This window comes from Micromonospora sp. NPDC085948, assembly GCF_040686315.1.
GTDB lineage: Bacteria > Actinomycetota > Actinomycetes > Mycobacteriales > Micromonosporaceae > Micromonospora.
Genome location: NZ_JBFBJW010000008.1, coordinates 223,482 through 244,120, shown reverse-complemented (window position 1 = coordinate 244,120; position 20,639 = coordinate 223,482). Strand labels below are relative to the sequence as shown.

Annotated in this window: 16 protein-coding genes; 6 read left to right on the top strand and 10 right to left on the bottom strand. The window is 72.0% G+C overall.

Annotated features, from left to right (window positions below; translation table 11 throughout):
- Positions 1 to 48: 48 nt before the first annotated feature.
- Positions 49 to 1,059 (top strand): LLM class flavin-dependent oxidoreductase, encoded by a 1,011-nt coding sequence (locus AB0O48_RS22060; RefSeq protein ID WP_357571527.1) that lies wholly within the window; start codon positions 49 to 51, stop codon positions 1,057 to 1,059.
- A gap of 200 nt (positions 1,060 to 1,259) precedes the next feature.
- On the opposite strand, the gene AB0O48_RS22055 is transcribed toward AB0O48_RS22060, so the two are convergent.
- Positions 1,260 to 3,545 (bottom strand): cellulose binding domain-containing protein, encoded by a 2,286-nt coding sequence (locus AB0O48_RS22055; RefSeq protein WP_357251251.1) that lies wholly within the window; start codon positions 3,543 to 3,545, stop codon positions 1,260 to 1,262.
- 252 nt (positions 3,546 to 3,797) lie between these two features.
- Between AB0O48_RS22055 and AB0O48_RS22050 the strand changes: the two genes are divergently transcribed.
- Positions 3,798 to 5,237, top strand: a complete 1,440-nt coding sequence (locus AB0O48_RS22050; RefSeq protein WP_365067970.1) for a pyridoxal-dependent decarboxylase — start codon at positions 3,798 to 3,800, stop codon at positions 5,235 to 5,237.
- A gap of 554 nt (positions 5,238 to 5,791) precedes the next feature.
- On the opposite strand, the gene AB0O48_RS22045 is transcribed toward AB0O48_RS22050, so the two are convergent.
- Entirely contained in the window at positions 5,792 to 6,886 is a 1,095-nt protein-coding gene (locus tag AB0O48_RS22045; RefSeq protein ID WP_365067966.1) for a sulfite exporter TauE/SafE family protein, read from the bottom strand.
- A gap of 376 nt (positions 6,887 to 7,262) precedes the next feature.
- Positions 7,263 to 7,727 carry an Rrf2 family transcriptional regulator gene (locus AB0O48_RS22040; RefSeq protein WP_357011130.1) on the bottom strand — a complete coding sequence of 155 codons (465 nt, stop codon included), beginning with the start codon at positions 7,725 to 7,727 and terminating at the stop codon, positions 7,263 to 7,265.
- A 256-nt stretch (positions 7,728 to 7,983) separates the two neighbouring features.
- On the opposite strand from AB0O48_RS22040, the gene AB0O48_RS22035 reads away from it, so the two are divergent.
- On the top strand, positions 7,984 to 8,652 hold the full coding sequence (locus AB0O48_RS22035; RefSeq protein WP_357251242.1) for a YceI family protein: 669 nt from the start codon (positions 7,984 to 7,986) through the stop codon (positions 8,650 to 8,652).
- A gap of 47 nt (positions 8,653 to 8,699) precedes the next feature.
- Here the strand turns inward: AB0O48_RS22035 and AB0O48_RS22030 are convergent, their stop codons facing one another.
- The 4 genes from AB0O48_RS22030 to AB0O48_RS22015 form a co-directional block, all read right to left on the bottom strand.
- Entirely contained in the window at positions 8,700 to 9,584 is an 885-nt protein-coding gene (locus tag AB0O48_RS22030) for an acyl-CoA thioesterase II (RefSeq protein ID WP_357251239.1), read from the bottom strand.
- Complete coding sequence (gene pyk / locus AB0O48_RS22025) at positions 9,581 to 11,029, bottom strand: pyruvate kinase (RefSeq protein ID WP_357251236.1); 1,449 nt, start codon at positions 11,027 to 11,029, stop codon at positions 9,581 to 9,583. Before pyk ends, AB0O48_RS22030 begins: the two co-directional genes overlap by 4 nt.
- Positions 11,030 to 11,234: 205 nt before the next feature.
- Positions 11,235 to 12,611 (bottom strand): FAD-binding oxidoreductase, encoded by a 1,377-nt coding sequence (locus AB0O48_RS22020; RefSeq protein ID WP_357251234.1) that lies wholly within the window; start codon positions 12,609 to 12,611, stop codon positions 11,235 to 11,237.
- 133 nt (positions 12,612 to 12,744) lie between these two features.
- Entirely contained in the window at positions 12,745 to 13,110 is a 366-nt protein-coding gene (locus AB0O48_RS22015; protein WP_088949307.1) for a YciI family protein, read from the bottom strand.
- A gap of 173 nt (positions 13,111 to 13,283) precedes the next feature.
- Here AB0O48_RS22015 and AB0O48_RS22010 point away from each other — a divergent pair, with 173 nt between their 5' ends.
- Complete coding sequence (locus tag AB0O48_RS22010) at positions 13,284 to 14,156, top strand: aldo/keto reductase (protein WP_357571522.1); 873 nt, start codon at positions 13,284 to 13,286, stop codon at positions 14,154 to 14,156.
- Positions 14,157 to 14,181: 25 nt separating this feature from the next.
- Here the strand turns inward: AB0O48_RS22010 and AB0O48_RS22005 are convergent, their stop codons facing one another.
- The gene (locus tag AB0O48_RS22005; protein ID WP_357251228.1) at positions 14,182 to 14,574 is read right to left on the bottom strand and encodes a hypothetical protein; all 393 of its coding nucleotides are present in this window, start codon (positions 14,572 to 14,574) and stop codon (positions 14,182 to 14,184) included.
- Positions 14,575 to 14,586: 12 nt separating this feature from the next.
- On the bottom strand, positions 14,587 to 16,794 hold the full coding sequence (locus tag AB0O48_RS22000; RefSeq protein WP_365067957.1) for a M48 family metalloprotease: 2,208 nt from the start codon (positions 16,792 to 16,794) through the stop codon (positions 14,587 to 14,589).
- A 162-nt stretch (positions 16,795 to 16,956) separates the two neighbouring features.
- On the opposite strand from AB0O48_RS22000, the gene AB0O48_RS21995 reads away from it, so the two are divergent.
- On the top strand, positions 16,957 to 18,315 hold the full coding sequence (locus AB0O48_RS21995; RefSeq protein ID WP_357251222.1) for a pentapeptide repeat-containing protein: 1,359 nt from the start codon (positions 16,957 to 16,959) through the stop codon (positions 18,313 to 18,315).
- A gap of 7 nt (positions 18,316 to 18,322) precedes the next feature.
- Here AB0O48_RS21995 and AB0O48_RS21990 read toward each other — a convergent pair whose 3' ends face one another.
- A complete protein-coding gene (locus AB0O48_RS21990; RefSeq protein ID WP_357251219.1) occupies positions 18,323 to 18,898 on the bottom strand; it encodes a helix-turn-helix domain-containing protein in 576 nt (191 codons plus the stop codon).
- Positions 18,899 to 19,105: 207 nt separating this feature from the next.
- On the opposite strand from AB0O48_RS21990, the gene AB0O48_RS21985 reads away from it, so the two are divergent.
- The gene (locus AB0O48_RS21985) at positions 19,106 to 20,572 is read left to right on the top strand and encodes an MFS transporter (RefSeq protein ID WP_365067952.1); all 1,467 of its coding nucleotides are present in this window, start codon (positions 19,106 to 19,108) and stop codon (positions 20,570 to 20,572) included.
- The last annotated feature ends 67 nt before the right edge of the window (positions 20,573 to 20,639 follow it).

Sequence of the window (20,639 nt, the reverse complement as noted above, 5' to 3'; positions counted from 1 at the left end):
AACCCGTTTGCCGGAACAAAGCCGGCCCGAGACGGGTTGGCTGACCGTGTGATCACCGTACCGTTGTCTGTTCTTGATCTTGCCCCGGTCGCCAAGAGCACCACCGTCGGCGCGGCCCTGGAGGCCACCACGGAGTTGGCCCGCCGCACCGAGGAGTTGGGCTACCACCGGTTCTGGGTGGCCGAGCACCACAACATGCCGGCGATCGCCAGCTCCGCGCCCGCCGTGCTGCTGGCGCACCTGGCGGCGAACACGTCGACGATCCGCCTCGGCTCGGGTGGGGTGATGCTGCCCAACCACGCGCCGTTGGTGGTGGCGGAGCAGTTCGGCACCCTGGAGGCGCTGCACCCCGGCCGGATCGACCTGGGCATCGGGCGGGCGCCGGGCACCGACCAGGTGACCGCGCTGGCGCTGCGGCGCACCATGGAGGGCCTGTCCGCGGAGGGTTTCCCACGCGAGCTGGCCGACCTGATGAACTACTTCAGCGGGGAGAAGCCGGGGCAGATCATCGCCACCCCGGGCCACGGTGAGCAGCCGGCCGTGTGGCTGTTGGGCTCCAGCGGTTTCAGCGCCCAGCTCGCCGGCCTGCTCGGTCTGCCGTTCTCCTTCGCGCACCACTTCAGCTCGGCGAACACCCTGCCGGCGCTGGCCCTGTACCGGCAGAACTTCCGACCGTCGCAGTGGCTGGACAAGCCGTACGCGATGGTGGCGGTCAACGCGGTGTGCGCGGAGACCGACGAGCGGGCCGAGTGGCTGGCGGGGCCGAGCGCGTTGTCGTTTTTGAAGTTGCGCTCCGGCCGGCCGGAACCGCTGTCGACGCCCGACGAGGCGGCGGCGTACCCGTACTCCGAGATCGAGCGGGAGTTCGTCCTGCAACGCCGCGACGGTCAGGCGATGGGCTCGCCGGAGACGGTGCGCCGACAGCTCACCGAACTGGTGGAACGCACCGGCGCGGACGAGCTGATGCTGACCACGCTGGTGTACGACGTCGCCGACCGGGTGCGGTCGTACGAGTTGATCGCCGAGCAGGTGGCGGGCGGTCTGCACCGGGGGGCATGAAACACGATCTTCACGTCAGCGTCACCCTGCCGACCCCGATGCTGCCTAATGTTGGTGCCGGTGGTGGTACGGCATACCCGGTCGGGACGGGTCGGGAATGCCGCGGTGTGGCGCACCGGGCCGGAGCTGAGCGGATTCCGCGGCTGCGGCCCGGTGCCTGCCACGCTAGGCGACCCCGCTCGGGTCCGCCAGGGGTCAGATCAACGTAGGTAGATATTCGGGGTGGGTGGGCTGGCCATTCCGTCGCCGATGAAGAACCCCGGGTGTGGCGGCTGGTTGTAGGCCGTGTTCTGCCACGCGATCGCCACCCGGTACTGCGGGTCGTGCATCAGGGTGTGGATCCGGGTGCTGGTCGGCGTGGGTGTGCTGTAGATGCGCAGGGCCCGACTGTCGCTGGTTCGCCAGATCACCTCCTCCCGCCAGTCACCCAGGATGTCGCCGGAGAGCGCCGGAGTGGACTTGGTGCCGTTGTTGGACGCCACCTGGTCGCCGGTGAGCAGCCGGGTCTCGCCGCCGGTGCCGTACTTGTCGATCTTCGTGCCGTCCAGCAGCTCGCGGATCGGGTCGCCGTCCCACCAGGCGAGGAAGTTCGCCGACGACGGCTTGCGCCCGATGTTCTGACCTCTGGTGTTGGCCAGCCCGCCGACCGCCGACGACCACGACTCCGCGCCGGGGCTGCCGGCCCAGATGTCCGCCGAGACACCCCGGCCGTTGTCGCCGGAGGCCGGCGTGGACCAGAGGATCTGACCGGTACGGGCGTCGGCGAACCAGGAGCTGGGCTTGCTGGCGTCCTCGTCGACCTTGAACACCTCCAGGCCGGCGCGGCCCGGGTCGAGGTCACCGACGTGCATCGCGTCGCCGTGCCCGTTGCCCGTCGAGTAGAGCAACCGACCGTTGTCGTCGATGGTGGCGGCGCCGTAGACGATCTCCTGGCGGCCGTCGGCGTCGACGTCGGCCACCGAGAGCTGGTGGTTGCCCTGGCCGGCAGCGGCGCCGTTGCCGGAGGAGTTCGAGTCGAACGTCCATCGCCTGGTCAGCGTGCCGTTGCGGAAGTCCCACGCCGCGATCACCGCGCGGGTGTAGTAACCCCGGGCCATGATCAGCGAGGGGCGCTGCCCGTCCAGGTACGCGGTGCCGGCGAGGAACCGGTCCACCCGGTTGCCGTACGAGTCGCCCCAGGACGACACCGTGCCGCGCGGCGGGTCGTAGCTGACGGTGGAGAGCACCGCGCCGGTCTGACCGTTGAACATGGTCAGGTACTCCGGACCGGCCAGCACGTAGCCGCCGGAGTTGCGGTGGTCCGCCGACGACGAACCGATGAGCTGGCCGGTGCCGGAGCGAGTGCCGTCGGCGGTCTTCATGGCCACCTCGGCGCGGCCGTCGCCGTCGTAGTCGTACACCTGGAACTGGGTGTAGTGGGCGCCGGCCCGGATGTTGCGGCCCAGGTCGATCCGCCACAGCCGGGTGCCGGTCAGGGTGTACGCGTCGACGTAGACGTTCCCGGTGTAGCCGGACTGCGAGTTGTCCTTGGCGTTCGACGGGTCCCACTTGAGCACGATCTCGTAGCTGCCGTCGCCGTTGAGGTCCCCGACCGAGGCGTCGTTGGCGCTGTAGGTGTAGCTCTCCCCGCTGGGAGTGGTGCCACCGGCCGGGACCTGCAACGGCACGTCCAGGTAGCCGTTGCCGAACTGCAGCGCCGGTGCCGACGCCGCCTGTTCGGCGCCGCCGACCACGGCCCGCACGGTGTACGCCGAGCCGGCCGCCGCGCCGCTGTCGAGGTAGGTGGTGGCGCCGGTGATCGGGCTGGCATTGACCCTGGTTGATCCCCGGTAGAGGTTGAACGCCACCCCGGAGGTCTCGGTGCCGAGCAGCCGCCAGGACACCAGGTTGCCGCTGCCGGAGCGGACGCTGACCAACCCTCGGTCCAGGTTCTCCATCTGTTTCGCCCCGGCCGGAGGTGTGGTCGGAGGCGGAGTCGTCGGGGGTGGCGTGGTCGGGGGTGGCGTGGTCGGGGGCGGAGTCGTCGGCGGTGGGGTCGTCGGCGGTGGGGTGGTCGGTCCGTCGGTGGCCGGGGTGCCGGTGCAGGTGGCGCCATTGAGCGCGAAGGTGGTCGGCACCGGATTGCTGCCGGTCCACGAACCGTTGAAGCCGAACCCGGCGCTGCCGTTGGTGGCGATGGCGGCGTTGTAGTCGACGTTACGGGCGGTGACCTGGGCGCCGGACTGGGTGACGGCGGCGCTCCACGCCTGGGCGACCTGTTGCCCGGCGGGGTACGACCAGGTGAGAGCCCACCCGTCGACCGGGTCGCCGAGGTTGGTGACGGTGACGTTGGCGCCGAAGCCGCCCTGCCACTGGTTGGTGATCTGGTAGTCGACCCGGCAGCCGACAGCGGCGGCCGAGGCGACCACCGTGCCGAGGGTGCCGGCCACGACGGCGGCGGCCGTCGTGCCGGCGAGCAGGATCAGCCGATGTCTGGACGGGTGCATGGACTGCCTCCGAGGATCCGCGGGTGATCGCGGCGGCCCACCGGCCCTGCCCGGCACGCACAGTGGACCCGTCTCGCCGCTACGGCGGCGGACGGCGATCTGATCGGGGGTGAAACGCCCTGGAACTCGCGGATCCGACTCACCGCGCATCGTAGGGCAAGCGCTTTCCGAACCGCAACATCGATGAGCGTTGTTCGATGCCGCACCGGCCTCCCCTTGCCCCGACGATCGATGCCTGATCAACTCCTTCGGATGAGTGCTCCCCACATGGACCCCGCCGAGTTCCGTCGCGCCGGCCACGCCGTCGTCGACTGGATCGCCGACTACTGGACGACGCTCGCGCAACGACCGGTCACCCCCGCCGATCCCCCCGGCACGGTGGCCGCCGCTCTGCCGACCGCACCACCCACCGTCGGCGGCGAACCGGTCGAGGCGGTCCTCGCCGACCTGGATTCGATCGTCCTACCCGGACTGACCCACTGGCAGCACCCCGGCTTCTTCGGCTACTTCCCCGCCAACACCTCCGGCCCGAGCGTGCTCGGTGACCTGGTCAGCTCCGGGCTCGGCGTCCAGGGCATGCTCTGGGCCACCAGCCCCGCCTGCACCGAACTGGAGACGGTGCTGATGGACTGGCTGGCCCAACTGCTGGACCTGCCGCAGCGGTTCCGCTCCACCGACACCGGCGGTGGGGTCATCCAGGACTCGGCGTCCTCGGCGACCCTGGTGGCCACCCTGGCCGCGCTGCACCGGGCCAGCGCTGGCCGCTGGCGCGACACCGGCCTCGACAGGCGCTACCGCGCCTACACCTCCGTGCACGGTCACTCCTCCATCGAGAAGGCCGCGCGGATCGCCGGGCTGGGCAGCGACGGCGTCCGTCCGATCGCGGTGGACCCGGACAGCCAGGCACTGCTGCCGGACGCGCTCCGCGCGGCGATCGAGGCCGACCTGGCCGTCGGAGACGTACCCGCCATCGTGGTGGCGACCATCGGCACCACCTCCACCACCGCGATCGACCCGCTGCCCGAGATCGGAGCCATCTGCGCCGAGTACGGAATCTGGCTGCACGTGGACGCCGCGTACGCCGGCTCCGCCGCCGTCTGCCCCGAACTGCGGTGGTCCCACGCCGGCGTGGAGTACGCCGATTCGTACTGCTTCGACCCGCACAAGTGGCTGCTCACCGGTTTCGACTGCAATGCGTTCTGGGTGGCCGACCGCGCCGAGTTGATCGACGCGCTGACCGTGCTGCCGGAGTATCTGCGTAACGCGGCAACCGAATCCGGCGCGGTGATCGACTACCGGGACTGGCAGGTGCCGCTGGGCCGACGGTTCCGCGCCCTGAAGCTGTGGTTCGTGGTGCGCTGGTACGGCGCCGAGGGGCTGCGGGCACACATCCGCTCCGGGGTGGCGTTGGCCGAGCGGTTCGCCCAACGGGTGCGTGCCGACGACCGGTTCGAACTGACGACAGCACACCCCTTCGCGCTGGTCTGCTTCCGGCTGCGCGCCGACGACGACGTCAACGCCGCGCTACTGGTCGCGGTGAACGCCACCGGACGCGTGTACCTGACGCACACCCGCATCGCCGGCCGCTACACGCTGCGACTGGCGGTCGGCTCGCCGCAGAGCACCGAGGCGCACGTGGACGAGGCCTGGACACTGCTCGCCGAGGCGGCCGACAGCCTGCCCACCCCCTAGGTTCTGTGGGGTCGTCGTCGCGTGACCCCTGCACCCCGCGCCCTTGCTGGCGAGCACCTGTTCGAGGGGCCGGGAGGGGGTGTCGAGACGTCCTCGGCTGTCAAGGTCGTGCTCGATCATGGATGTAGTGGCCTCCCGACGCCTCGTGGCCACTACATCCACGATCGAGCGTGACCTTGGTGGCTCGACCGTGGCGATCGCGACGTCTGACCGGGCGTCGCTTCATCCCGCTGCCCCGCACCCCGCACCCCGCACCCCGCACCCCGCACCCCGCACCAAGATCTACGCAACTTCCCTGATGTTGCTGCCTCCGACGCGCGCGAGGCAGCAACATCCCCGTTGTTGCGCGGATCTTTCTGGCGAGCGCCCGTTCAAGGGGCCGGGAGCGGGTCGAGACGTCCTCCACCGTCAAGGTCATGCTCGATCATGGATGTAGTGGCCACGAAGCGCGGGGAAGCCACTACATCCACGATCGAGCGTGACCTTGGTGGCTCGACCGTGGCGATCGCGACGTCTGACCGGGCGTCGCTTCATCCCGCTGCCCCCAGATGGGTTCAGCGAGTGGTGGGCGTACCCGTGGCGGCGAGATCGGCCGCGACCGCGCCGGCGGAAGCAACGACGGGCACCTCGGCGGGCGCGCTCGCGGCGGGCACGGCCGCGGCGGGCACGGCCACGGCGGGCACGGCCACGGCGGGCACGGCCACGGCGGGCACGGCCACGGCGGGCACGGCCACGGCGGGCACGGCCACGGCGGGGGAAGCGCCTGCGGCCTCGGCGGCTTCGGCGCGAGCCCGGCGAGTGCGGCGAAGGGCGCGCACGGCCAGCACCAGGGCGGCCAGCCAGCCGGCGGCCAACAGGGCGTACGTGACAGGGCGGACCGGGCCGTCGAGTTCGGCGGAGCGAATCAGCGTGCGGGCGTTGGTCAGCACGATCACGCCGCCGACCGCCGCGCCGAGCAGTTGGGCGGGCACGATGCGCACCAGCCAGGCGGCCAGCGGGGCGGCGATGAGCCCGCCGATCAGCAACGCGGCGACGGTCGGGAGCAGGAACCCCTCGGAGCCCAGCCCGATCAGGAAGCCGACGCTTGCCGCACCGGCCACGACGAACTCGGCGGTGTCCACCGAGCCGATCACCTTGCGGGGCTCCATCCGCCCGGAGACGAGCAGCGCCGGGGTGGCCACCGGACCCCACCCACCGCCGCCGGTCGCGTCGACGAAGCCGGCGACCAGGCCCAGGGGTCCGAGGAAACGTCCGCGTAGCCGGCTGCCGACGCGGTCGGTGCGTAGCGGTCGGGCGAAGCGGACCAGCAGGTACGCGCCGAGCGTGAAGAGGATGCCCGCCATCCACGGCGCGGCCGCCTTGGTGGAGATCGAGCTGAGGAGGGTGGCGCCTGCGAAGGCACCGATGGCGCCGGGCAGGGCGATGCGGGTGACCACCCGCCAGTCGACGTTGCCGAAGCGCCAGTGCGCGAACCCGGCGGCGAGCGTGGTGCCGATCTCGGCCAGGTGCACCGAGGCCGAGGCGGCGGCCGGGGCGACCCCGGCGACCAGCAGCAGAGTGGACGAGGTCAGCCCGTACGCCATGCCGAGCGAGCCGTCGATCAGCTGCGCGACGAGCCCGACCAGAGCGAGAACCAGCAGCTTGCGCACGAGCGCCCCCTGACTTTTCGGTATCTCCTATCGACTTGGTCGACAATGCGGCACGGGGCGGCCTCGGTCAAGCCTCTGATCGGTGGATGGGACGCCGCCGTCCGACGCACCACGGTCGATGCGAGCCGCGCCGCGGCAGACACCGCCGCGCCACACGGCGGCGTGACGCGGCAACGGCCGGAGACGCGGCCGCGCAGCGCGGGCGACCAGCGCGACGCCGGCGAACCAGGCCAGGACGGCGGCCCGGCGAACCAGGCCAGCGCGACGCCAGCGAACCAGGCCAGGACGGCGGCCCGGCGAACCAGGCCAGCGCGACGCCGGCGAACCAGGCCAGGACGGCGGCCCGGCGAACCAGACCAGGACGGTGGGGCGGTGGTCAGATCCAGGCGCGCGGGTCGGCGACCAGTTCGGTGATCCGCGGGGGCAGGGTGCCTGCGGCCACGTCGGCGACGCTGACCAACTCCAGGATCTCCCGTTCGCTGGCCCGGAGAGCGATCCAGACCTCCTGGAGCGCGCGGGCCGGACCGTGGTAGCCGAGTTGCTCGGGACGCTGCCCGCGGACGTGGGCGAGCGGGCCGTCGATCACCCGGATCACCTCGGCGAGCGAGATCTCCTCGGCCGGGCGGGCCAGCCAGTAGCCGCCCTCCGGGCCGCGCTGGGCGTGCACGATGCCGCCCCGGCGCAGTTGCAGCAGGATGCTCTCCAGGAACTTCGGCGGGATCTCCTGGGCACGGGCGATCTGGTCGGCCGTGACGGGCCGGCCGCGCCCAGGACCACTGGCCGTCGCGGCAAGCTCGGCGGCCGCGCGGAGGGCGTAGTCGACCCGGGCGGAGAGGCGCATGTCGGCAAGGTTAGCCCCCGGTCAACCGGCCGGGCGGGCGACCCTCGGCCGAACGGATAGGCATCGATGGGACCCGCGCAATTCACGCCGGTTCCGGCAGTCGACGAGGACCGGTCAAAGTGCGCCATGATCCACCGTGAGGTGGGGGCCGGAATGCCGGTCTGACGCGTCCTTATGCTGGGCGGGGGCGCGACCGCCAGACCGTTGCAGCGGCGCCGGGCAGCACATTGATAAACATCGGGGGGAAGGCAACACGATGACCGATATCGCCACACGCACCTGGGATGGCATGACCATCCCGGTCGCTGGCACCTATCTTCTCGATCAGGCGCACAAGCGGATCGGTTTCCTGTCCCGGCACATGATGGTGAGCCCGGTGCGCGGCGAGTTCGCCGAGGCCACCGCACAGATCTTCGTGGCGGAGGACCCGCTGCTCTCCTCGGTGACGTCGACCATCATGTCGGCCAGCATCACCACCGGAAGTGTCGACCGGGACACACATCTGAAGAGTGCCGACTTCCTCGACGTGGAGCGCTATCCCACCCTCGAATATCGAAGCACCGGTATCAAATGGCAGGGCCAGGAGGATCCCATCTTCCAATGGGCCCGCCTGCGTAGCCACCGGCTCGGCGGACGGGGGCGGAGTCCGATTGTCCCGCCGCAGTCCGAGGGCACCCCCGGGCGATTCGTGCTGACCGGCGAGTTGACCGTGAAAGGAATCACCCGGGCTGTCGACCTGGAGGTGAATTTCGGCGGTGCCCGTCAGGATCCGTACGGGCAGAACATCTTCGGGTTCAGCGCGACGGCTGAGATCAACCGCGAGGACTACGGCCTGCTCTGGAACGTCCTGCTGGAGAGCGGCGGGGTCCTGGTCGGCAAGACGGTGCAGATCGAGATCGCCGGCGAGGCCATCCACCAGGCCTGACGGGCGTCAGCGCCGCCCGGGGTCTGCCGGGGACGCCTCCGACGGTGTCAGGCGCCCACGCGGCGCAGCAGGCCCTCCTGGACGGCACTGGCGATCTGCTGGCCGTCCGTGGTGAACATCCGCCCGGTGGCCAGCCCCCGCGCGCCGGACGCCGACGGACTCAGACAGTCGTAGAGGAACCACTCGTCGGCGCGGAACGGCCGGTGGAACCAGAGCGCGTGGTCCAGGCTCGCGCCGACCAGCCCGCCCGGCCCCCACACCTCACCGTGCGCGGAGAGCACCGAGTCCAGCAGGGTGAGGTCCGAGGCGTAGGTGAGCGCGCAGGCGTGCAGCAGCGGGTCGTCGGGCAGTTTGCCGTCGATGCGCATCCAGACGCGCTGGTGCGGGTCGGCCGGCCGGTCGCCGGGACGGACCCAACCGGGCTCGCCGACATAACGCACGTCGATCGGTCGCGGGATCTGACCCCACATGCCCAGCCGCTCCGGGTAGCGGGAGAGCCGGTCGGACATCGTCGGCACGTCCTGCGGCGGCGGCACGTCCAGGGGGGCCGTGACCTGGTGGTCCAGGCCCTCCTCGGCCCGCTGGAACGACGCCGACATGAAGAAGATCGGCTTGTCGTGCTGCAGGGCGACCGCGCGGCGGACCGAGAAGGACCGGCCGTCGCGGATGTTCTCCACCTGGTACGCGATCGGCTCGGCCGGGTCGCCGGGGCGGACGAAGTAGCCGTGCAGCGAGTGCACGAACCGCTCCGGGTCGACGGTGCGGCCGGCGGCGACCAGGGCCTGACCGGCGACCTGGCCGCCGTACACCCGTTGTGGGCCGACCGGGGGGCTCATCCCCCGGAAGGCCATGTCGCCGGTCGGGTCGAGGTCCAGCACTTCCAGCAGCTGGTCGACCGCCGCCTGGCCGACCGCGACCCGACCGTCGCTCACTGCAGCGCCCGCGCCGACGCCGCGTCGACCAGCGAGCCGAGCTGGTGTACGCGCAGCGTGTTGGTCGAGCCGGGGGTGCCGGGCGGGCTGCCCGCCACGATGACCACGTAGTCACCGGGGTTGGCCCGGTCGAGGCCGAGCAGCGCCTGGTCGACCTGGCGGAACATGTCGTCGGTGTGCTGCACGAACGGCATCAGGAACGTCTCCACGCCCCAGGTGAGGGCGAGCTGGTCGCGCACCTCGGGGACCGGCGTGAACGCCAGCAGCGGCAGGTCGCAGTGCAGGCGGGACAGCCGTCGGACGGTGTCACCGGTCTGCGAGAAGGCGACCAGGGCCTTGGCGTTGATCGCGCGGGCGATCGACGAGGCGGCGACGGTGAGCGCGCCACCGTGGGTACGCGGGTCGTGCTGCAGCCGGGGCACGCCGATCGAGCCGGCCTCGGTGGTCGTCACGATCTTGGCCATGGTGCTGACGGTCAGCACCGGGTACTTGCCGACGCTGGTCTCGCCGGAGAGCATGACCGCGTCGGCGCCGTCGAGCACCGCGTTGGCGACGTCGGAGGCCTCCGCCCGGGTGGGGCGGGAATTCTCGATCATGGAGTCGAGCATCTGGGTGGCCACGATGACCGGCTTGGCGTTCTCCCGGCACAGCTGCACGGCACGCTTCTGCACCAGGGGGACCTGGTCCAACGGCATCTCGACGCCGAGGTCACCGCGGGCGACCATCACGCCGTCGAAGGCCAGCACGATGGCCTCGAGGTGCTCCACCGCCTCCGGCTTCTCGACCTTGGCCAGCACCGGGCGGTACACGCCCTCCTCGGCCATGATGTTGTGGACGAGCTTGATGTCCTCGGCCGAGCGGACGAAGGACAGCGCGACCAGGTCGACGCCCAGGCCCAGGGAGAAGCGCAGGTCCTCGGCGTCCTTGTCCGACATGGCGGGCACGCTGACCGCCACGTTGGGCAGCGAGACGCCCTTGTTGTTGGAGACCGGGCCGCCCTCGGTGACCAGGCAGCGGATGTCGTTGCCGGTGACGTCGGTGACCTCGACGGCGACGCGGCCGTCGTCGATCAGCAGGCGGTCACCGGGCTTCACCTCGTGCGGCAGCTTGGTGTAGGTGCAGGAGACCCGCTCCTTGGTGCCGAGGATGTCGTCACCGGTGATCACGACCGAGTCGCCGGTACGCCACTCGTGCGGGCCGTCGGCGAACCGACCGAGCCGGATCTTGGGGCCCTGGAGGTCGGCGAGGACGGCAACCGGCTTACCTGCCGCCTCGGACGCCTCCCGGACCAGTCGATAGACCGCCTCGTGGTCGGCGTGACTGCCGTGGCTGAAGTTGAGCCTCGCCACGTTCATGCCGGCCTCGACGAGACCCCGGATGCGCTCCGGGGACGAGGTGGCGGGACCAAGGGTGCAGACGATCTTCACACGGCGTGTCACGCCCATCAGGCTAGTCTCTCCTTCAGGTCGGACTCGGGGCCGACCCATTGCAGGCAGCGGAACAGGTGTCCAACGACGCGCGGCGCGCGTCGGGCCGGCGGGCGGAACCGCACCGGGAACGTTGTGGCGACGGGCAACGGCGACCGCGCGCGGGGAATCGTACGCCTCCGGTGCCATGCGCTGTGGGGGTGCTCCCGGCGACGGCCCGTCATCAGTGCCCCGACGGGGGCAGGGTGGGCACCGCGGTGAGCAGCTCACGCGGGTCGTAGCGGCGCTTGGCCCGGCGCAGCCGCGCCCAGTTCGCGCCGTAGGCGAGCCGGACCCGGTCGGTCTCCTCCGGGGCGAGCAGGTTGGGATATCCACCGGGCAGGGCGTGCGGGGCGAGCGCCGCTGAGGTGCGCTCGGCCCACTCGCGGTGCGGCCCGGCCTGCTCGCCGGGCGGCCAGACCGCGATGATCTCGGTCAGCAGGTGGTCGCCGCGCAGGCCGAACGCCGTGTCGGCGAGCCGGACCCGGGTGGCCGCGCCGTGGAAGTGGTGCACGGCCAGCGCCGAGAACGGGGAGCTGACCTGCCGGGCAGCGTCGACGAGCACGTCCGCCGCGCTGTCGGTGAGTGCGGGCAGCCAGCGGGTCCGCAACAGGTAGTGGTTGCCGTCGACCATGCCGCCGTCGAACATCCGCAGCGCTTCCGCGTACGGCATCGGGGCGATCTGGTCGACGAGTGGGGTGCCCAGAGCGCGCAGCCGATCCATCCACGGCAGCCCGGCGTCCAGGTCCGGGCCGCTGTAGAACGGGCAGACGAAGATCACCGGTTCGCCGGCCGGGCCGGGCAGGAAGCCGGTCATCACGGTCAGCTCGTCCGGGGCCTCGGCGACGAGCGCGCCGTAACCGCGCAGCACGGCCGGCGCCTCGGCCAGCGGAAACATGATCATGCCGGCCAGCACGCCGGGCAGTCGATGCGCGCGGAAACGCAGCTCGGTGACCACGCCGACGTTCCCACCGCCGCCGCGCAGCGCCCAGTACAGCTCGGCGTCGTGCCGGGGGTCGGCGGTGACCCGGCGACCGTCGGCGAGGACCACCTCCGCGCCGAGCAGATTGTCCAGGGTCAGACCGAACCGACCACAGAGCGGACCGTACCCGCCGGCGAGGGTGAGCCCGGCCATGCCCACGTCGCGGACGACGCCGGTGGGCACCACCAGGTCGTACGGGCGGGCGGCGGCGAGCAGCTCGGCCGTCGTGGCACCACCGCCGATGGTCACCGTGGCCGCGTCCGGGTCGACCTGGACGGCGCGCAGACCGGTCAGGTCGAGCACCAGGCCGCCGTCGCGCAGGGCCCGGCCGGCCCAGTCGTGCCCGCCGGAGCGGACCGACAGGGGCAGGTGACAGCGGGCGGCGATGCGGACCGCGTGGGCCACCTCGTCGGCGTCCTGGCAGTGCGCCACCAGCACGGGTGTGCGCTGGACCGCGCCGTTCCAGAGCGTCGTGGTGGTGGCGTACGCGGGATCACCCGGCTCGTACAGGCGGTCGCCGAACAGGGCGCGCAGCCGGGTGGTGGCCCTCGCGACATCGGGGGTGGCGGCGGAGATCATGGCGACTCCTCGACCGGGGCCGACCCATGGCTTCCGGGTGCGCCCCGGCGGCGGCCCTCGCTGGGCGCGACCGTAACACCGGCAGGCCGTCGAGCGCCGTCGCCATCACGACAGCCACCGATTGACCGACCAGTCAGCTTTCCGTCTTGACCAGCGGAAACTCCAGTGAACCGGCCGGGCAGAGGAAGGTCAGCACGTCCACCCGGTAGAGCCCGGCCTGCACCGCCGGGTCGGCCTCCAGCACGCTGCGGACGTCGTCGACGCTGCCGGTGCGGGCCAGACCGAAGCCGATCGGTGGCTCCGGCTCGCGGGCCGGCCCGTCCACCGAACCGGCTACCAGGATGATGCCGCTTCGCTGGAGCGCCTGCATGTGCTCGGCGTGCTCGGCCTGCAACCGCTGCACGGTCTCGGCGGGCAGGACCCGTCCGGCCGCGCCGGGATAGATCACGATGCACTCGTACGTGTCGAGCGCGAAGTTGACCTGCGGCACTCCCGCCATGGGTGCTCCCTCCGCCGCCGCGCCGAACGGCACGGGCCCCGCCAGCGTCGCACGGACATCCCGGTCGTACCGGGCGCTTGCCGGCAATCCCCCTCGACCCGCACACGGCGTGTCCACGCACACAGTCGGCCAACGGGCGGCATGCCTGTCGACGTGCGGGGGATGATCTACCCATGGCGACAAACATCAGTGAGCAGCCCGCGAAGGCGTCCGGCACGTACCGGATCGGCGGAGACGTCACCGTCAACCGGCTCGGTTACGGGGCGATGCAGATCACCGGCCCCGGTGTCTGGGGCGACCCGAAGGACCCGGCGGAGGCGGTCCGGGTCCTGCGCCGGGCCGTCGAGCTGGGCGTGACGTTCATCGACACCGCCGACTCGTACGGGCCGTTCGTCTCGGAGCTGCTGATCCGCGAGGCTCTGCACCCGTACGCCGACGACCTGGTCATCGCGACCAAGGCCGGGCTGACGCGCTCCGGCCCGGGCGACTGGCGTCCGGTGGGCCGCCCGGAGTATCTGCGCCAGCAGTGTGAGCTGAGCCTGCGCCACCTCGGCCTGGACTCGATCCCGCTCTACCAGTTGCACCGGATTGACCCGAAGGTACCGCTCGCCGATCAACTGGGCGAGTTGGCGCTGTTGCAGCAGGAGGGCAAGATCCGACACATCGGGCTGTCCGAGGTGAGCGTGGCGCAGATCGAGCAAGCACGCGCGATCACCACGATCGCCTCCGTGCAGAACCTGTACAACCTCGCCAACCGCAGCGCCGAGGACGTGCTGGAGTACTGCGAGCGCAACGACCTCGCGTTCATCCCGTGGTTCCCGATCGCCACCGGTGAGCTGGCCCGCCCGGGCGGCCCGCTGGACGCCATCTCCACCGCCCACGGCGCGTCGCCCGCGCAGCTCGCGCTGGCCTGGCTGCTGCGCCGCTCGCCGGTGATGCTGCCGATCCCCGGTACGTCCTCGGTGGCGCACCTCGAGGAGAACGTGGGCGCGGCCGACGTACGGCTCACCGACGACGAGTTCGAGTCGTTGGCCAAGGCGAGCTGACCCGCCGGTGCGGACGCCGCCGGTGTCAGTCGGCGGCGTCCGGGCCGGGCTCCCGGGCGGCCCGCAGCGCCTCGGTCGCCTGGGCCAGCAGGTGAGCCGAATCGGTGCGTCCACTCACCTGTAGTTCCACCTCGGTGTCGCCGGCCTGGATCCGGACGCTGGCCTCGGTGCGCTGCTGGTCGACCCAGGACTGCAACAGGTTGAACAGGCCTGGGAGCAGCCCCTGCGCCAGCACCGCGATGATCACCGCGTCGGTGAAGCCCGGCCGTCCCCCGCCGCCGCCGGCCTGGCGGACCACCGGCCGGTACTGCGGGTTGCGCTGGATCCAGTCGAGCAGGGCGACCGGCGGTGGCTGCCGGTGCCGCGGGCTGATGGTCAACCGGACGGGTTGTCGCGCGGCGGTGTCGCTGTCGGTCACGGTCTCTCCCGGTCAGTTGGTGGCGGGGCGGAAGGCGATGGTGTCCCCGTCGGCGGTGGCGACGCCCGCCACGGTGAACTCGTCCTCGTCCGTGAACGGGGTGTTGGTGCCGAGGTACGAGGTGGTGGTGCCGCTGGCCTGCACCCGGCCCTGGGTCTCGCTCGGGGTGAGGACCTGTGCGCTGGCCGGGCCGGTCAGTTCGACGGCGATCTTCGGGTACTCCAGGATCTTCCAGGTGACCTTCTGCGCGGACCCGCCGTAGTAGCGGAACGGGCAGCCCGGCGGCGCGGCGACCGTCTGCGTGGCGCACTCGTCCAACCAGGCGCGTACCTGGGCCTCGACGGCCTCGCCGGCCGTCGGCTTGAGCACCGGGGCCAGTTGGAGGGCCGCCGTGCTCTGCCCCGGGGCGACCGCCACGATCTCGCTCGGCGTCTCACTGAGCGCGGTGGCCGGGCCGGTCGCGGTGTACTCACCGGGCAGCAGCACCAGTGCGGGACCCTCGGCGGCGCCCGGCAGCGCCACCCCGTTGAGCTGCACCCCGGGGCCGGCGATCGGGGTGTCGAGCGAGGTCAGCCCACCGCTCACCTGCCAACCGTGGAAGAACCCGAGGGTGGCCTCGTCGTCGCGGCGCAGGGCGACCTCGGTGGTGCGCCGCTCCCCGGCCAACCGGTACGCCACGGTGGCGGTGGCGCTGTCGCCGTCCCGGTCCATCTTGGTGATCTCAACGTCGGTCGGTGGTCGATAACCCTTGCCGCGCACCAGTTGGGCGAGCAGCTTGCGGTCGGTGACGCCACTTCCGTCGCTCCGGAAGCCGAGCGCGGCGTCGCTGTCCCGGTCGGCGAGTGCGGCGAAGTATCCGTCGACAGTCGCCTGCGGCCGGAAGAACGCCCACTGCACCACGCCGAGCCCGCCGGTGCCGACGCAGGCCGCCAGCACGAGGGCGCCGACCAGCAGCCAGGTGCGGCGGGTGCCCACCGGGCCGGAGTGGCCGAACAGCCGCTCGACGGTGACGGGTTCGTCCGCGGCGGCGGCCACCGCGGGCGCCGACGCCCGCTCCAGCGCGTCGAGCCGCAGCTCGTGCGGGGGGTGGGTGGCGCAGACCGCCTCGTCCCAGCCGCTGCGGCCGGTCTCGAAGGACAGTCGCCGCTCCAGGACGCGCCGCATCCCGTCGACGTGCCCGGTGAGCACGGTGCCGAGGTCGGCCCGGTACTCGGCCGCCCGCACGTCGCGGGCGTGCAGCGGCAGCACCACGTAGCGCATGGTGAGCAGCACCGGCCAGAAGAACAGGAAGACCACGAAGTTGGTGCCCGGGTGCGGGAACGTCCGCATCAGCCAGGTCGGCAGGGCGTGTGCGAGGGTCAGCGGCAGGCCGACACCGCGGACGAAGGCGCTGGTGATCTCGTCGCCGGTGCGCCAGTGCACCAACTCGTGGCTGAACAGCGCGGCGACCTCCTCGTCCGGCTCGGTCAGCACCGCGGTGGTGATCACCACGTGCCGCGCGTACGTGCGGGCGTTGCTCAGGACCGGGTCGTCCTCCATCAGCAGCCGGGGCACGCTGTCCAGGCCGAGCCGCCGGGCGCACTCGCCCAGCACGGGGCTCAGCCGCGCGTACTCCCGGCGGCTGGGCTGGCGGGCGCCGGAGACCACCAGCAGACGCGGTTCCAGCAGCACCCGGTAGAGGGTGTAGAGCACCCCGATCAGCGCCGCCGCGGCCACCGTGCCGACCAGACCGGTGACCACCGTGAACGCCCCGTCTTCGGCACCCAGCCAGGGCGCCACGAGCACGGCGAGGAAGCCGATCAGGAACCCGGCGACGAAGCCGGTCACGCCGCCGAGCACCCCGCCGGAGCGGGTCAGGAACGCCTCCAGCAGGGAGCCGATCAGCGGGGCGTCGCGCAGCACCTGGGGCACCTGGTCATCGGCGCCCAACCCGCCGACGAAGAGCCCGGTGACGGCGAAGGTGAGGCCGCTCCAGAACGCCAGGAGCAGCGCGAGCGGTAGGTAGAACCAGGTGGCGACGAACGCGCCGAGCACGCCCCGCCAGTCCCGCAGGATCCCGGCGCGCAGCCAGACCAGCGCACTCGGATAGCCGGGCGGCCGGTCGGCGAACCCGCCGGTGGGTGGTGGGGCGGCCGCGGTCGGTGGCTCGGCCGCCCGGACGTCGAGCTGCGGCACGGTCGGCGGGGTGCCCTCCGGGGGCACGCTGTGCGGCTCGGTCATGCGCGCTGCTCCTCTGGGACGCCACGTCTGTCCCAACTGGACAGCGGCAGCAGGCTATCGAGCACCTCTGATGTGCGGCACCCCCTTTCCCAGGAACGTCGCCCACCCGACATTCACCGTCGCGCACCCCCGGGTGGTGAGCGCGAATGGCATGCTGTGGCCGTGGTCGCCGACGAACCTCCCGAGCGCCAGTTACGGGTGATGCCGTGGTGGCTCGTGCTGGTCGGTCTGCTGGTCGCCGCCGCCCTGGGCTGGCTGGTGCTCGACCTGCTGCTCGCCGAGGCCGACCGGGCCGGCCAGCCGGACACCCGCGCCACGCTGCGCATCGACGCGATCCGCACCGGCCTGACCGTGGTCGCCGGCACCGGCGGAGGGTTGGCCCTGCTGCTGGCCGCCCGTCGCCAGTGGATCGCCGAACGCGCGCAACGGCACCAGGAGAGCGTCGCCGCCCGCGACCAGGCACACCGGGACCGGGTGCAGGCGCACGCCGAGTCGGTGGCCGAGGCGGCGCAACGCCAGCAGGACCGGCACTCCGGTGCGGCCGAACACGACGCGGCCGAGCGCCGGCTGACCGAGCTCTACACCCGGGCCGTCGAGCTGCTCGGCAACGACAGCGCGGCGGTACGCCTCGGCGGCCTGCACGCGCTGGAGCGCCTCGGTCAGGACAACCCGGGGCAGCGCCCGACGATCACGGCGGTGCTCTGCGCGTACCTGCGGATGCCGGCGCCGGACGGCGAGCCGCGCGAGACGGAGGTCCGGCGCACCGCGCAGAGCGTGCTCACCCGGCACCTGCGCGCGGACGACGCGGCCCACTGGCCGGAGGTGGTGCTGGACCTGACCGGCGCCGCGCTCGTCGACTTCGACGCCACTGGCTGCACGCTCGTCGACGCGACCTTCACGGCGGCGACGTTCACCGGCACGACCACCTTCGCGGGCGCGACGGCCCGGGGGCGTCTCCAGCTCGGGGCGGCGACCTTCGGCGACGTGGCCTTCGACGGGCTCGCGGCCGATGGTGAGGTCCTGCTGGACGGCGCTCGCGTCGGCGGTGTGGCCAGCTTCGACGGGGCCGCCTTCACCGGTGGCCTGTCCTGTCGGCGGTCCACCTTCGCCGACCTGACCTCATTCCGCCGGACGGTCTTCGGTCAGCCGACCAGCTTCGACGCGACCCGTTTCGAGGACGCCGCCACCTTTCAGGAGGCCGTCTTCGACGCTGCCCTGTCGATGGAGCACACCGAGTTCGGCCGGTCGGCCACCTTCCACTCCGTCCGCTTCCGGGGCATGGCGTTGTTTCGCTGGACGGTGTTCGGCGCGGAGGCGTTGTTCGACCGGGCCCGCTTCACCGACGCCGCGAACTTCGGCCGGTCCCGGTTCCACCGCATGACCAGCTTCCGCGACGCGGAGTTCAGCCGGCCCCCGCAGGTCGATCAGGCCAGGGCGGTTGTCGACCCGGGTCACCGCTGGCCGACGGGCACGGTGGTGGAACGGCTCGACGACGAGTGGCTGCTGCTGGTCGACCGCTGACGTCGGGTCAGCGCCCGGTGGCGCGCAGCCCGTCCAGGGCCACGCCGAGCACCCGGTCGCGCTGCTCGGGTGACGGGAACTGGGCCATGGTGAGGCCGCTGATCAGACGCACCACGTCGTCGAAGCCGACGTCGGCACGGACCACGCCGGCATCCTGGGCGCGGCGCATCAGCGGCTCGCCGGCGGCGTAGATCTCCGTCCGGCAGCTGGTGAAGATCTCCGAGTCGTGCAGCAGCTGCTCGGCGAGCGCCCGCTTGGTGGCGACGTACGCGACGAACCGGTGCAGCCAGGCGACGAGCGCGTCCCACGGGGGCAGCTCGCCGAGGTCCTCGGCCGAGCGGCTCAGCGCCCGGACCTCCTCGACGTAGACGGCCTCGAAGAGGTGCCGTCGGCTGGGGAAGTTGCGGTAGAGCGTGCCGATGCCCACCCCGGCCCGCCGGGCCACGTCCTCCAGGGAGGCAGCAGCGCCGTGCTCGGCGAACGCCTCGCGCGCCGCCGCGATCAGGGCGTCGTAGTTACGCCGCGCATCGGCCCGCTTGGGCCGCTGGGCGAAGACCTCGGGCGCCTGCCCCGCGCTGGTCATGACGTGCGTCACCTCACCCTGGTTGCATCCGGAGGCAACCCTCCGCTAACTTAGTGGAGGCACCCCTCCGGAAACCCCGGAGGCCTGCCTCCGGTTAGCTTACCTCGGGGTCCGCCCGATCGCCGCCTGGCCACCCGATCGCCCGGACCCGACAGCCCTGCCCGTCGCAGATGACGGGCTCAGTACGTACTCAGGGAGTTTTCTCTCGTGGCAGCAACCTCCCGGCGCAGCTCGCGCCGGCTCACCTTCACCGTGCTCGCGGCCGGTGCCGGGTTCTTCGCGATGCTCCAGTCGCTGATCACCCCGGTGCTACCGACCATCCAGCAGGATCTGCACACCTCCCAGAACACCGTGACCTGGGTCCTGACCGCCTACCTGCTCTCCGCGTCGATCTTCACGCCGATCCTCGGACGGGTCGGCGACATGGTCGGCAAGGAGCGGATGCTCGTCGTCTCGCTCGCCGCGCTCGCGCTCGGCTGCCTCCTGGCCGCCATCGCGCCGAACATCGGCGTGCTCATCCTCGCCCGGGTCGTGCAGGGCATCGGCGGAGCGGTCTTCCCGCTGTCGTTCGGGATCATCCGCGACGAGTTCCCGGCCGCCCGGGTCTCCACGGCCGTGGCCTCCATCTCGGCGATCGTCGCCGTCGGCGGTGGCCTGGGCATCGTGCTGGCCGGCCCGATCGTCACCACGCTGGACTACCGCTGGCTGTTCTGGATCCCGATGGTCGTGGTCGGGCTGACCGCTGTGGCCGCACACCTGTTCGTCCCCGAGTCGCCGGTCCGGACCCCCGGGCGCATCGACTGGCGCGCCACCCTGCTGCTCTCCGGCTGGCTGGTGGCGCTGCTGCTGCCGATCAGCCAGGGCGCGACCTGGGGCTGGACCTCCACCCGGGTGCTCGGTCTGCTGGCGCTCGCCGTGGTGCTGCTGGTCGGCTGGCTGGTCGCCGAACTGCGCTCGAAGAACCCGCTGATCGACATGCGGATGATGCGTCTGCCCGGAGTCTGGACCACCAACCTGGTCGCCCTGCTCTATGGCGCGTCGATGTTCTCCGTCTACGCGTTCCTGCCGCAGTTCGTGCAGACCCCCACCGCCGCCGGTTACGGCTTCGGGGCGAGCATCAGCCAGGCCGGTCTGCTCATGCTGCCGATGCTCGTCGCGATGTTCGTCGCCGGCCTCGTCGCCGGCCGACTCCAGTCCGTCTTCAGCGCCAAGGCGCAGCTCGCCACCGGTGCCGCGTTCAACGTGGCCGCCTCGGCGATGCTCGCCGCCGCGCACGACACCCGCTGGGAGGTCGCCATCGCCGGCGGCCTGGTCGGCCTCGGCATCGGTCTGGCCTTCGCGTCGATGGCCAACCTGATCGTCGGCAGTGTGCCGGCCAGCCAGACCGGCGTGGCGACCGGTATGAACGCCAACATCCGCACCATCGGAGGCGCGATCGGCGCCGCCGTGGTCAGCGGCGTGATCACCGCGCACCCGCAGGCCAACGGCCTGCCCCGGGAGGCCGGCTTCACGACCGGGTTTCTCGTCCTCACGGCCATCGCCCTGGCCGCCGCGCTCGCGGCCCTCGCCGTCCCGTCCGCCCGGCGGGCGTCGGCCGGTCGCCGGCCGTCCGCCACGACGATCGTCGAGTCGGAGCTAGCCGGCGAGTTCGCCACCATGCCCGCGACCCGCTGACGGTTCGTGACACGGCCCGGGCGGTTCGCCGCCCGGGCCGCGCCATGTTCCGGAGTACGCTGGCCGC